The following is a 13375-nucleotide window of genomic DNA, read 5'->3' as shown; positions in this document are numbered from 1 at the left end:
GTTTTTTCTAAAAAAACGGCCTTTTTTATGTATAGAATTCTAATATTTTATTTTTTAGCTTTTTGTTGTTCAGCTTGCTCCATTAGTTCTTTCATTCTCTTTTGAAACTTACCTTGTTTTTTAGGTTTTTTCTTATTCTCCTGAATCTTAGCATGAATTTTATCTTCATCTATAATAACATTTTTAATAACTAACATAATCCCAATTGTAATTAGGTTAGAGATAAAATAATACAGTGATAATCCACTTGCATAGTTATTAAAGAATACCAACATCATTAACGGTGATAAATACATAATAAACTTCATATTAGGCATTCCAGGTTGCTGTGTTTGCATGGTTTGACCTGTAGTCATCATCATATAAATAAATATTGCAATAGAAGCCAAAATAGGGAACAAACTAATATGATCACCATAAAAAGGGATTTCAAAAGGTAACTGCGCTATCGTATCATAACTTGATAAATCATCTGCCCACAAAAAGCTCTTTTGTCTAAGATCAAATGCACTTGGGAAGAAATTAAATAACGCGTAAAACACAGGAATTTGCATCAAAGCTGGTAAACAACCACTCATAGGACTCGCTCCAGCTTTACTATATAAAGCCATCGTTTCCTGTTGCTTTTTCATAGCGTTATCTTTATACTTCTCAGTAATTTCAGCTATTTCGGGCTTTAATATTTTCATCTTAGCCTGAGACACATACGATTTATAAGTTACAGGTGATAATACAATTCTTACTACAACCGTCATCACTACAATAGCTATCCCATAAGGAAGGAAACCACTTAAGAAACCAAAAAATGGAATAAATATATATCTATTAATAAATCCAAATATCCCCCATCCTAATGGTACTATTTCATCAAGATTTCGGTCATAATTACTTAAAATTTTATAATCTGTCGGACCATAATACCAATCCATATTATAGCTTAACTCTCCACCTTGAAGCTCTAATGGCACAGAAGCAGAGAACTCTTTGGTTACCTTGATATCTTTATCATCCAAATCACTTGTGTTTGCAACATTCTTAGAAGCAAGGGTAGCGGTTTTGAATGGAGTATCTGTTAGTAAAATAGACGTAAAGAAATGTTGTTTAAATCCAATCCAACTAACTTGCTCTTCCTGATCTTCATCAAACTCACCTTGTCCAGTAAAATCATCTTTACCTCCTTCATATTCATAATGAATATCAGTATAACGGTTTTCATATGAAGCACTTTTAGCTTGTCTGATTACCTGTAATTTCCAATCTAAATTGACATCTTGACTGCTGTTAATTACCTGTTGTAATCCTTGTGTACGAATAGTAAAGTCTAGCATGTAGTCATTAGGCTTTAATTCGTAACGATATTCTAAGAATTTAGACTCTGAAACTTTAAGTTTCATCGATAACACGGTATTATCACCATTCTTAGTTACCGTAGGTTCAAAAAACAAATCCTTAGTATTTAGAATTCTATTGTCCGTAGTACCAAAATTAAGATTAAAAGAAGCATTTTTTCCATCTTTAATCAGATACAATGGAACAGAGTCATATGTTTTGAAGTTTTTAAGCAAAGCCTCTTCAATATAACCACCTCTATTATTAATTTTTAAGCTTAAAACTTCATTTTCTATTGTAGTAACATTATCTTTTGCAGAAGGAAGACTCGCTGCATATGCAAATGCTCCTAATTGTGATTTTGCAGCTACTAAAGCAAGAGAATCTTGTGGATTAGCTACTATAGCCTCACTTTCTTTTACAAAATCGGTAGTTTTGTTTTCGTCAGCTTTCTGTTCTGCTTCAGCTTGTTCTTGTTTTGCTTTTTGTGCTTCAATTTCTTCAGGCGTAGGTTGGTTTACATAAAACATCCACGCAAAAATCCCAAATATCAGTATGAATCCAATTACTGTATTAAGGTCAAATTTCTTTTCTTCCATTGATATGTGTATAAAGACACCTTTTCTTATTATTCAGAAAGGTTTCCTAAAATTATATTACTTTTTTTATTGTCAATTATCTAGCCAGTTACGATCCTTGTGCCACTTTGGCATCTTTCTTACAATTAGAATATTCTACTGCTGCTTTTATAAAAGCTACAAAAAGTGGATGAGGATTAGCGACCGTACTCTTATATTCAGGATGATATTGTACTCCTACAAACCAAGGATGGTCTGGAATTTCTACAATTTCTACTAAACCAGTTTTAGGATTAATCCCTGTTGTTCTAAGTCCAGATTTTTCTAATTGTTCCTTATACTGATCATTGTATTCATAACGATGACGATGACGCTCAGCAATTAAAGTTTTCCCATAAGCTTCGGATACCTTGCTTCCATTCACTAACTCACAATCCCAGGCACCTAATCTCATAGTACCACCCATATCAGTAATATTCTTTTGCTCTTCCATTAAGCTTATAACTGGGTTGGCAGTATTCTCATCTACCTCAACAGAACAAGCATCTTTTAAGTTTAAAACATTACGTGAGTATTCTATTACTGCCATTTGCATTCCTAAACAAATACCAAAAAACGGTAATTCATTTTCTCTTGCATATTGAACTGCTTTTATCTTACCTTCGATACCTCGTTCTCCAAATCCAGGTGCAACTAATATTCCATCTAAGTGTGCTATTTTGTTTGCAATAGTTTTATCATCGATAAACTCAGAATGAATACTCTCTATATTTACTTTTACTTCATTTTCTGCACCTGCATGAATAAAAGCTTCAAGAATTGATTTATAAGAATCTTGCAGCTCTACATATTTACCTATTAATCCAATCGTAACTTCGCATTTTGGATTTTTAAGACGTTCTAAAAAATTGTTCCACTTATCTAAATCAGGAACATTGTCATCTCTTAGTACTAGTTGTTTAAGTACTACAGCATCAAGACCTTCTTCTAACATCAAATTGGGCACATCATATATGGTTGATGCATCTATAGATTGAATAACTGCTTCTTGTTTTACATTACAGAACAGTGCTAATTTCCTTCTTAAATCATCGGATAACTCGTGCTCAGTTCTGCATACCAAAATATCAGCCTTAATACCACTTTCCATCAAAGTTTTCACACTATGCTGTGTAGGCTTCGTTTTTAACTCGCCAGCAGCAGAAAGATATGGTATAAGTGTAAGATGAATTACCAAAGCATTGGTATCTCCTAACTCCCATTTTAATTGACGAACGGCTTCGATATAAGGTAAAGATTCTATATCACCGACCGTTCCACCAATCTCGGTGATTACAATATCATAGTCTCCACTTTTTCCTAAAATCTGGATTCTCTCCTTAATTTCGTTAGTAATATGTGGTACTACCTGAACCGTTTTCCCAAGAAATTCTCCACGACGTTCTTTTTCAATGACACTTTGGTAAATTCTACCTGTAGTTACATTATTGGCTTGGGATGTTGGTGTATTCAAAAAGCGTTCATAATGCCCCAAATCAAGATCCGTTTCTGCTCCATCATCGGTCACATAACATTCTCCGTGCTCATAAGGATTTAAGGTCCCAGGATCTACATTAATATATGGATCCAGTTTCTGAATCGTAACTCTATATCCTCTTGCCTGTAGCAATTTTGCCAAAGAAGCTGCTATAATTCCTTTTCCTAATGAAGAAGATACGCCTCCAGTTACAAAAACATATTTGGTATTAGCCATATAAACTTAACTATTTGTTCGGTTGTGTTTAAATTTTGCGCAAAAATACAAAGAAGAACCAAACAGTACATTGAAAATCTGGCAATATTTGTATAACTTATTCATAATTCGTTAAGAGTCTAAAAACCTGAAAATGAATTGATAAAACGTTTCATAAAAAAATCCCATCTCAAATAGACAGGATTTTTAAATATTATAAAATGTATTTTTTACTCTTCTTCTTCTGAAGCTACTTCTTCTGGTTCTTCAAAATCGGTAATTCCTTTAGCTTGTAAAATATTATACCACTGTATTACCTTTTTCATATCACTTACATAGACTCTATCTTCATCATAATCTGGTAATACTTCACTAAAGTACGCTTCTAATTTATTTTTAGATTCTTTGTGATTAATTGCTTGTCCACCCTCTTCTTTCTCCTGAATCTTTCTAAAAATGTCTCTTAACGGAACTTCTTCTGTAAAAGTATATATTGCAATCTCACTAAGAATACTAACATTGTGTCTTATGCTTACAGATAGTTTTTTTCCATCGGCCAATGCTTCTGCAACGAAACCACTACGTGTTTGCGCTTTCAATTCATAAAGACCTGGTTTTCCAGAGATTGATAATATTTTGTCTAAACTCATATATTTTGTTTTCAAAGTTGGCAAATATCAGTAGTTCCTTTTAAAAAATCAAACATTGACCAACATAAATTATGTTCTATGTATATTGAATAATACGTCTGTATTTATTAACGTCCTTTTTTAGCTTGCGGAAATCTCATTCTATATTCCTGATTGATTTTTCCTTTAGAAATATTTGTAAGCTTACCTTTAATCAAACGTTTTTTAAGGCTGGATAGTTTATCAGTAAATAAAATTCCTTCGATATGATCATATTCATGCTGAATAACTCTTGCCGCTAATCCACTATAGGTTTCGGTATGTTCTACAAAGTTTTCATCAAAATAATGGATTTTAATAGTTTCCTTTCTAAATACATCTTCTCTAACCTCTGGTATACTAAGACACCCTTCACAAAACGCCCATTCTTCTCCAGTTTCTTCCAGAATTGTTGCATTTATAAAGGTTTTTTTGAATCCTTTTAGCAACTCTCTTTCTTCTTCAGAAAGTTCTTCATCATCTGCAAAAGGTGCAGCATCTACTAAAAACAATCGTATAGGAAGCCCTATTTGAGGAGCTGCTAATCCAACTCCATGAGCATTATACATGGTTTCGAACATATTTTCTAGTAGTTCTGACAGCTTAGGATAATCACTACTTATTTCCTTTGCTTTTTTCTTCAATACTGGGTCGCCGTATGCTACAATGGGTAAAATCATATAATCGATATTCTCAGTTCTTTTTTATTCATTATACAGTATTACCTATAAATTATAAAGATAATCCTGAAGTATTATTGTTGCGCTAATTTGATCAACTAATGCTTTATCTCTTCGTTTCTTTTTTGATATACCACTTGCAATCATTGTATCAAATGCCATTTTAGATGTAAATCGCTCATCTATCCTTTTTACAGGAATATCTGGTAATAATTTTGCTAGCTTTTCTAAAAAAGGTTGAATCAATTTTTCACTTTCAGAAGCTTCTCCGTGTAATCGTTTCGGTTCTCCTACCACAAACAATTCTACTTCTTCTTTAGCTACATACTCTTGTAACCAATTCAACAAATCTTTAGTATCAACTGTTGTTAATCCAGAAGCAATGATCTTAGATTCGTCTGTAACCGCAATCCCACATCGTTTTCCTCCATAATCTATTGCTAAAATCCTTGCCATAATTTATTTTGTGCAAAAGTATGATATTATTATAAAATAGTACCAATTATTAAGAGTATCCTAAAATATTCATTGTATACATATTTTTCGACTTAAGCTGTTATCTTTACCAAAATTTTTTGATAAATGAACCAACTGAAAGAAACCATAGAAAAAGCTTGGGACAATAGAGAGCTTTTAAAAGAATCAAGTACTCAAGATGCGATCAGAAAAGTTGTAGACTTGTTAGACGCTGGGGAACTTCGTGTAGCTGAGCCTATAGATGGAGGATGGCAGGTAAACGAATGGGTAAAAAAAGGGGTTGTACTCTATTTCCCGATCCAGAAAATGGAAACTCTCGAAGCAGGTATTTTTGAATACCACGACAAAATCCCTCTAAAAAAAGGATATGAGGCCAAAGGAATTCGTGTGGTTCCTAACGCGGTAGCTCGTCATGGAGCTTACATATCTCCTGGAACTATTTTAATGCCAAGTTATGTAAACATTGGTGCTCACGTTGATGAGGGTACAATGGTAGATACATGGGCAACTGTGGGAAGCTGTGCGCAAATTGGTAAAAATGTCCACCTTAGTGGTGGTGTAGGAATTGGTGGTGTTTTAGAACCATTACAAGCCGCTCCAGTAATTATAGAAGATAATGCATTTATAGGATCTAGATGTATTGTAGTTGAAGGTGTTCGTGTAGAAACCGAAGCTGTACTTGGTGCCAATGTTGTATTAACTGCATCTACTAAAATTATAGATGTTACTGGAGATACTCCTGTAGAACGTAAAGGAGTTGTACCTGCAAGATCTGTTGTAATTCCTGGTAGTTACACTAAGAAGTTTGCTGCTGGCGAATACAATGTTCCCTGCGCATTAATCATCGGTAAACGTAAAGAAAGTACGAATAAAAAAACTTCGCTTAACGATGCACTTAGAGAGCACGATGTAGCTGTTTAATTACAAATAAAATATGTATACTTGTGAGCTTGTCTTTTTTTTAGGCAAGCTCATTCTTTTAATCAATAGGTTCGCAAATGAAAATATTAGTCATTCAACAAAAAATGATCGGTGATGTACTTACTAGTACTATTATTTGTGAGGCACTTAGGAAAAAACATCCCGATGCAACTATTGATTATCTGGTTAATTCTAATACGAAACCTGTCATTCTAGAAAACCCTTTTTTTGATCAGGTCATAGAGTTTAAAAATGAATACCGCGATCACAAAAAGAAGTTTTATTCTTTTTTAAAGGAAATAAAAAAATCCAAATATGATCTGGTCATTGATGCATACGGAAAACTAGAAAGTAACCTCATATCCTATTTTTCAAAAGCGCCAAAAAAAGTATCCTTTTATAAATGGTATACTCAGTTTCTATATTCTGAAGTCATTTATAGAAAAGCAGAACCCATTACTAATGCTTCGATTGCTATCGAAAATAGATTAAGGCTAGTGTATTCAGAAAGTGAAATGGTTTCTAACATTATCAATCCTAAAATATTTTTGACAGAAGCAGAAACAAATGCATCAAAAGCATATTTAGAATCGCATAAGATTACTTCAGAAAAGCCACTCGTAATGATTGGTGTTTTGGGTAGCGAAATGAGAAAAACGCTTCCTTTTGAATATATGGCAAAGGTTATTGATGAAATTGTTTTCACAACTAAAGCGAATATTTTATTCAATTATATTCCTAATCAAGAAGCTGACGCCAAATCGATATATGAATTAACAAATACAAATACGAAAAAACATATTCATTTTAATGTATTCGGAAAAAGTTTACGTGAGTTTATTGCAATTCTTTTTCATTGTGATATGCTTATAGGAAATGAAGGTGGCGCGGTGAATATGGCAAAGGCACTAGACAAACCCACATTTACTATTTTTTCACCATGGATTATCAAAAAAGATTGGAATATGTTCGAAGATGGTAGTATCCATGATTCTGTTCATCTATATGATTTCAAACCTGAATTATACGGTAACAAAACTCCAAAAGAGATGAAAGATTCGGCATTAGAATTATACAAAAGTTTTTCTTCAGAGTTGATTATACCTAAGCTTTCGTCTTATTTAAAGAATGTAAAACTTTAATCTTTTTCTATTCCAAAAGGAGTTCTTATTACTGTATCACGTTTCGTAACCTTTCTAATCGCTTTATTTTTTGTAATCATTTCTGGTTGCACATATCCTCTTTCATGATACAGATGTATGCATATGGCACTATACCTAATCTGTTTTGCTTTAATCCCCAAATTAAATAATCGTTCTCCTATTTCTCTGTCCTCGCCTCCATATTGCATACGTTCATCAAAGCCATTTACTAACAAAATATCCTTTTTCCACCCAGAAACATTCATCCCATCCCAAGTAGCTTTAGTCGGTGTAACAGCATTAAGAAAACGCTCTTTAACACCTTTTGACGTTAACTTATTCAATTTAAAAGAGGATTTTAATCCTTGTTCTATTAGCCAATTAGCTTCAAAACAAGATTGACTTTTTATATGTTTTTCTGAAATTAGCTCTGAAATATTTTTCGGAAGTTTAAAATATCCTCCAGACAAAAACCAACCAACTTCTCTTAATCGTAGATGTGTTTCTACAAAGTCATTTCTTGGGATACAATCTCCATCTGTAAATAATAAATATTTAGCATTGGCAACCTTAATTGCTTTATTAAGTATTACCGTTTTTCGAAATCCTTGGTCTTCATGCCAAATATGAGTTAATCGAAATTTGGCTATTTTAGAAAATGTTGAGATTATTTTTTTAGTCTCTTCATTTGATCCATCATCAGCAATAATCACCTCAAAGTTATTGATACTCTGACACTCATAACCTACAAGCACCTTATATAACCATGCTGGTTGATTATAGGTACTAATGATTACTGATATCTCTGGTGACTGCATTGCCGCAAAAATAGTTATTTTTGCACGATACCTTAAAAATTAAAACATCAATCAATCACAAAATACCCTAATGATAAAACTATCTGCTGTTATTATTACGTATAATGAAGAAAAAAAAATTGAGAAATGTCTTTCTTCATTAATTGGCGTAGTAGATGAAATCGTGGTGGTAGATTCATATTCTACAGATCGTACTGAAGAGATTTGTAAACAATTTGATGTTAAATTCGTACAACAAAAATTCTTAGGGTATATAGAACAAAAAAACTTTGCTATTACGCAAACGACATATGATCACATTATATCCTTAGATGGTGATGAAGCCCTTTCTTGTGAGCTTCAAAACTCATTAGTTAAGCTAAAATCTAATTGGCAATATGACGGTTATTATATGAATCGATATAATAATTTTTGTGGTCAATGGATCAAATATTCGGATTGGTATCCCGACAAAAAATTAAGAGCATTTATAAAAGGAAAAGGAGAATGGCAAGGCATTAACCCTCACGACTCCTTCAAATTGCATACTCCTAATGCTTCTTCGCATTTAAAAGGCGACATCTTACATTGGAATTATGCTACTTATCAGGAGTTTAATCTTAAAACGGATAAGTTTTCTACTATATCTGCTCAAGCCTATTATGAATTAGGTAAAAAAGCACCTATCTGGAAAATCCTCCTCAATCCAACTTGGGCATTTTTTAAAGCTTATTTTCTAAGGTTTGGATTTTTAGATGGTTTCAATGGTTTTGTAATCAGTGTACAGACCGCTAATATTACCTTTCTTAAATACTCTAAACTCAGAGAGTTGATTAAAAAGGAAGGATAAAAACATTATAATAAAGTTATTCTCTGTATTTCTTTTTCCAGAAAAAGATCTTTCGTTTCAATTTGCGCTTACCATGATAGCGATTCTGGAACTCTTGTGTATATTGCCACATCAATTTAAAGATCTCAGCTTCTTTTTCGCCAGTGCATTTTGCATATTCATTACTCATCACTTTAATCATGGATTCATGAATGGTTAAACGCGCAAAGTTTTTAATTCTTGTTTCAAAATTCATATCACCAAACTCCATTCGATTCAAATCAACAAGATAAAAATCGTATCCATTTGCAGTTCTCTTAATCAAAGTATTTCCTGGAGAATGATCAAGAAAATTTATACCATGTTTGTGTAATTCATAAGTAAATCTTGTAAAAGCTCTAAGTATTTCTTCATGATCAGAAATACTAAAATCCGTAGTTAATTCTCGATATGTAAGATCACACTCAATCAATTCACTTACATAATAACTCTTTTTAAACAAAAAAGGAGTTGTTTGTATCTCATATGCAATAGGAAAAGGGGTTTTAATTCCAGCTTCCAATAATTTATTTGCATACATATAAGAACGTTCTGCCTTAGATTTCCTAAAAAAACGATATGCTATCTGATTAATTACATTAGGAATTCTAAATGATTTTATAGTAGCTTTTTTATCCTCCAGAGGAGCTATTTTAATCACATTACGCTCTGCATCACCTAATATCTCAGTATACACTTCAAAATTATCAATAGCCTTCTTTATATCAGAAGCTAACAACTTCTTAGAATCATGTACTACAAATCTGTTTGGCATAATGTTTTAAAAAATAATGAGCAAAGGTAGTTATTTAAGATTTTTAAAAGGAAAGCTGTTCTATAAAATTCTTTTAACAGAAATCCGTTACTTTGCAACATAAATAATTTAAAAATGGCGAAGTACCCTACTTGTTCTTTGGTTACACCAACCTATAATTGGCCTGAAGCTTTAGAGTTATTACTTTTAAGCATAAAAAATCAAACCTATCTTCCTAATGAAGTAATTGTAGCTGATGATGGCTCGAGAGAAGATACCGCCAATTTGATCAAAAGAATACAACAAGATTTTCCCGTACCATTACATCATGTCTGGCACGAAGACAACAAAAATCAGAAGCCAGCCATCATGAATAAAGCCATAGCTAGTGCTAAATATGATTATATCGTAGAGATCGATGGTGATATTATTATGCATAAAGATTTTGTAAAAGATCATCTTTCTTTGGCAGAAAAGGGCGTTTTTTTATACGGTAGTAGAGTAAATATACAAGAAGATTATTTGGACACTCTGTTTAAGAAAAAACAAACACACTTTAATTTCTTTTCTAAAGGCATCAAAAAAAGAGGTCGAACCTTGCGAATTCCTTTTCTTGCCAATAGATACAAAACAGAAGATAAACGTTCTTCTAAACTAAGAGGTTGTAATATGTCTTTTTGGAGAGAAGATTTCCTAAAGGTTAATGGATTTAATGAATCCTTAACGGGTTGGGGAATTGATGATAGTGAAATGATTCAACGTCTATTAAATATAGGAATTAAAGGAAAAAGACTGAAATTTAAAGGGATAGTATATCATATCTATCATAAGGAACAAGATAAAAGTCATATCCATGTAAACGAAATCATCGAGAAAGAAACCACAGAAAAGAAAATTACTTATATCGAAAAAGGAGTTGATCAATATCTAAAAAAGTAAGTATGTTCGATATTTCGGTTATTATTATCAATTACAATTCTGAAACATATACAGTAAACTGTATTAAATCATTATTAACCCATACTTCTACACAACTATCCTGTCAATATATTGTAGTGGATAACGGATCTGAAAAAGAGAGTTATAAAGTAGTTAATGAGTATATTGAATCTATAAAAAACACTACTTCGATTGAGTTAATCAGAAGTAATATTAATACTGGGTTTGGCAGTGGAAATATGATTGGTGTACAAAAAGCAACAGGAAAATATTTAGCTTTTGTAAATAATGACACTATTCTCGAAAGTGATTGCCTTGCTTCTTTGAAAAACTTTATGGACAAAAACCATGATGTAGGAGTATCTGGTCCACAAGCTTTTACCGAGGATAAAAAAATCTTACCGACTATAGATCATTTTGCGTCCTTGAGTAGAGAGATTTTTGGCAGGAAAATTCTTGAAAAATTAAACCCTAAAAAATATCCAAAGCGCAAAAAACTCTATACAAAACCGCAACAAGGGCAATTTATAGCAGGTAGTTTTATGTTTTTTAGAGCAGAGGATTTTAATGCTGTAGGAGGTTTTGATACTAATATTTTTTTATACTATGAAGAAACAGATATCTGTAAACGTTTAGCAAAAATCAACAAATCTGCATACCTGGTTCCTGATGCTACTTTTATTCATTATCATGGAGCAAGTACTGAAAAATCTGTTGCAATAAAAACAGAATTAAAAATCTCTCTTCTGTATATTATTAAGAAACATTACGGTATTATTCCTTTTTATATCTTATTAACATACTTACAGATACGATACTTTTTTAGCAGTACTGTAAAACCAAAATATTGGCCGTTATTTTATACACTTTTTCTTCAAGCTCCTTTGACAAAGTCTTTAAAACATAAACAAAAAATTAAACCAATTGTATGAAAGTATTGATTGCAGATAACTCTGGAATTATTCCTGCTATTAATTATGGAGGAGTAGAAAGAGTTATATGGGGGTTAGGCAAAGAGCTACACGCATTGGGTCATGAAGTTGTATATCTGGTTAGTGCAGGTTCTAGTTGCGATTTTGCAGAAGTATTAATTTTCAACCAGAATGAAGATCTAAATACACAAATCCCTGATGATGTAGATATAGTACATATAAGTCATACACCTTTATACAACATAAAAAAACCATGTATCATAACCATGCATACCAATCCTCCTAAAGAGGAAACATTAGATATAAATACAGTTTTCATATCTAGAAATCATGCAAGTCGTTATGGATCATCCGTGTATGTATACAATGGTCTGGATTGGAATGATTACCCTACTCCTATTTTGGATCAAGAAAGGAGATATCTCCATTTTCTAGGTAAAGCAGCTTGGAAAGTTAAAAATGTATTTGGTGCAGCTAAAATAGCACTAGATTCTGGAAATAAATTACATGTCTTAGGTGGTAAAAAATGGAATTTCCGAAATATAAAAAGAGGTTTACGATATGTTCTTAGCCCAAGAATCATTTTTAGAGGCATGGTAAACAACAAGGTGAAAATGGAAATCATTAAACACTCTAAAGGCCTTGTTTTTCCTGTAAAATGGCATGAACCTTTTGGATTAGCTATTATTGAAAGTTTATATGCTGGATGTGCAGTTTTTGGGACCAAAACTGGTGCTTTAGAAGAGTTGATTACTCCAGAAGTCGGTTATACAGATAACAATAGCGTTAACATTGCTAAAGCAATCAAAGAATTTGACTATAACCCTAGACGCTGTCATGAATATGCGGTGCAACATTTCAATGCTAAAGTGATGACTGAATCCTATATTGAGCTATATAAACAAGTTCTTAAAGGTGAAAATCTCAATACTGAAGCACCAAAATACATAGATCAAGAAAATATAATTCCAAAATTTAACTAATGGAAGATCAACGAATAGAAATAGAAAAAACCATAGATACTTTAAAAAAAGGAGGTCTAATACTTTACCCTACCGATACGGTTTGGGGAATTGGTTGTGACGCTACGAATGCAGAAGCTGTTGATAAAATATATGCGCTAAAACAAAGAGCTGATAGTAAAACTATGATCTGTTTGGTAAGCGATTTTAAAATGTTACAACAATATGTAGAAGAAGTTCCTGAAGTAGCTTATGATATCTTGAAATACGCTACAAAAGCAACTACAATAATCTATGACAGACCGCTAAGAGTAGCCGAAAACCTTATTGCAGCGGATAATACCTTAGGACTGCGAGTCGCTCGTGATCCTTTTTGTAGTAAGTTAATTCGAAAATTTAAGCGCCCTATCGTTTCAACTTCCGCTAATATCAGTGGAAAATCGACACCTCGAAACTTAAAAGAAATAAGCAAAGAGATTTTGGAAGGCGTGGACTATGTTGTAAATTTGCCACTGAAAAACAAGGATGCTAAGCCTTCCTCTATTATAAAAATTGGAGGCGATAGTACAGTGAAAATTATCAGGAAGTAAATTGAT

The 13375-nt window shown here is 32.5% G+C and carries 14 protein-coding genes; 7 read left to right on the top strand and 7 right to left on the bottom strand.

The genetic code is table 11. From position 1 onward, the window contains the following. Positions 1–47 precede the first annotated feature (47 nt). The 5 genes from yidC to ruvX all read right to left on the bottom strand — a co-directional run bounded on the left by yidC (position 48) and on the right by ruvX (position 5443). Positions 48–1928 (bottom strand): membrane protein insertase YidC, encoded by a 1881-nt coding sequence (gene yidC, locus QBK95_RS15355; protein WP_280935366.1) that lies wholly within the window; start codon positions 1926–1928, stop codon positions 48–50. An 88-nt stretch (positions 1929–2016) separates the two neighbouring features. Then, a complete protein-coding gene (pyrG, locus tag QBK95_RS15350; RefSeq protein ID WP_280935364.1) occupies positions 2017–3660 on the bottom strand; it encodes a CTP synthase in 1644 nt (547 codons plus the stop codon). A 209-nt stretch (positions 3661–3869) separates the two neighbouring features. Continuing rightward, a complete protein-coding gene (locus QBK95_RS15345; protein ID WP_280935362.1) occupies positions 3870–4289 on the bottom strand; it encodes a DUF5606 family protein in 420 nt (139 codons plus the stop codon). A 107-nt stretch (positions 4290–4396) separates the two neighbouring features. Then, positions 4397–4987, bottom strand: a complete 591-nt coding sequence (gene def / locus QBK95_RS15340; protein WP_280935360.1) for a peptide deformylase — start codon at positions 4985–4987, stop codon at positions 4397–4399. 45 nt (positions 4988–5032) lie between these two features. Continuing rightward, positions 5033–5443 carry a Holliday junction resolvase RuvX gene (gene ruvX, locus QBK95_RS15335; RefSeq protein WP_280935359.1) on the bottom strand — a complete coding sequence of 137 codons (411 nt, stop codon included), beginning with the start codon at positions 5441–5443 and terminating at the stop codon, positions 5033–5035. 126 nt (positions 5444–5569) lie between these two features. On the opposite strand from ruvX, the gene QBK95_RS15330 reads away from it, so the two are divergent. Both QBK95_RS15330 and QBK95_RS15325 read left to right on the top strand, forming a co-directional pair. Next, entirely contained in the window at positions 5570–6385 is an 816-nt protein-coding gene (locus QBK95_RS15330) for a 2,3,4,5-tetrahydropyridine-2,6-dicarboxylate N-succinyltransferase (protein WP_280935357.1), read from the top strand. 77 nt (positions 6386–6462) lie between these two features. Further along, a complete protein-coding gene (locus QBK95_RS15325; RefSeq protein ID WP_280935353.1) occupies positions 6463–7527 on the top strand; it encodes a glycosyltransferase family 9 protein in 1065 nt (354 codons plus the stop codon). On the opposite strand, the gene QBK95_RS15320 is transcribed toward QBK95_RS15325, so the two are convergent. Next, entirely contained in the window at positions 7524–8345 is an 822-nt protein-coding gene (locus QBK95_RS15320; protein ID WP_280935352.1) for a glycosyltransferase family 2 protein, read from the bottom strand. The genes QBK95_RS15325 and QBK95_RS15320 overlap by 4 nt on opposite strands. Before the next feature lie 70 nt (positions 8346–8415). Between QBK95_RS15320 and QBK95_RS15315 the strand changes: the two genes are divergently transcribed. Next, the gene (locus QBK95_RS15315; RefSeq protein ID WP_280935350.1) at positions 8416–9174 is read left to right on the top strand and encodes a glycosyltransferase family 2 protein; all 759 of its coding nucleotides are present in this window, start codon (positions 8416–8418) and stop codon (positions 9172–9174) included. A 16-nt stretch (positions 9175–9190) separates the two neighbouring features. Here the strand turns inward: QBK95_RS15315 and QBK95_RS15310 are convergent, their stop codons facing one another. After that, the gene (locus QBK95_RS15310) at positions 9191–9967 is read right to left on the bottom strand and encodes a lipopolysaccharide kinase InaA family protein (RefSeq protein ID WP_280935348.1); all 777 of its coding nucleotides are present in this window, start codon (positions 9965–9967) and stop codon (positions 9191–9193) included. Positions 9968–10081: 114 nt separating this feature from the next. Here QBK95_RS15310 and QBK95_RS15305 point away from each other — a divergent pair, with 114 nt between their 5' ends. The 4 genes from QBK95_RS15305 to QBK95_RS15290 are packed head-to-tail and all read left to right on the top strand — an operon-like array spanning position 10082 to position 13369. Continuing rightward, positions 10082–10885: a glycosyltransferase family 2 protein gene (locus QBK95_RS15305; RefSeq protein ID WP_280935346.1), complete on the top strand. Its 804-nt coding sequence runs from the start codon at positions 10082–10084 to the stop codon at positions 10883–10885. Between the two features lie 2 nt (positions 10886–10887). Then, positions 10888–11817 (top strand): glycosyltransferase family 2 protein, encoded by a 930-nt coding sequence (locus QBK95_RS15300; protein ID WP_280935344.1) that lies wholly within the window; start codon positions 10888–10890, stop codon positions 11815–11817. After that, complete coding sequence (locus QBK95_RS15295; protein WP_280935342.1) at positions 11814–12800, top strand: glycosyltransferase; 987 nt, start codon at positions 11814–11816, stop codon at positions 12798–12800. The genes QBK95_RS15300 and QBK95_RS15295 overlap by 4 nt, the downstream gene beginning before the upstream one ends. Further along, positions 12800–13369 (top strand): L-threonylcarbamoyladenylate synthase, encoded by a 570-nt coding sequence (locus tag QBK95_RS15290; RefSeq protein WP_280935340.1) that lies wholly within the window; start codon positions 12800–12802, stop codon positions 13367–13369. Before QBK95_RS15295 ends, QBK95_RS15290 begins: the two co-directional genes overlap by 1 nt. The last annotated feature ends 6 nt before the right edge of the window (positions 13370–13375 follow it).

It is taken from the genome of Aquimarina mycalae, from assembly GCF_029906345.1.
Taxonomy (GTDB): Bacteria; Bacteroidota; Bacteroidia; order Flavobacteriales; family Flavobacteriaceae; genus Aquimarina.
Note: the sequence above shows the minus strand (reverse complement) of the source record. Positions and strands in the feature narration are given on the sequence as shown.